This is a genomic window from Pelomonas sp. KK5 (assembly GCF_001984095.1).
GTDB lineage: Bacteria > Pseudomonadota > Gammaproteobacteria > Burkholderiales > Burkholderiaceae_C > KK5.
On sequence record NZ_LYVQ01000616.1, the window covers coordinates 1 to 205 of the forward strand.

The following is a 205-nucleotide window of genomic DNA, read 5'->3' on the forward strand; positions in this document are numbered from 1 at the left end:
TCGGCTGGCTCAGCGGCGCGCAGCTCGCCGCGCTGACCAGCGGCCAGGCGCTGGCGCTCAGCGGCACCCAGCTGCATGCGATGAGCGCCCAGCAGCTGGCCGCGCTCGGCACGCTGCAGCTGGCCAACCTCAGCGGCGGCGCCGTCGCCGCGCTGACCACCGACCAGCTCACCGCCTTCAGCGCCAGCCAGGCCGCCGCCTTCGG

The 205-nt window shown here is 76.6% G+C and carries 1 protein-coding gene; it reads left to right on the forward strand.

From position 1 onward, the window contains the following. Positions 1-205: hypothetical protein (locus B0W88_RS34325; RefSeq protein ID WP_158081017.1), on the forward strand; the 205-nt coding region annotated here is incomplete at both ends.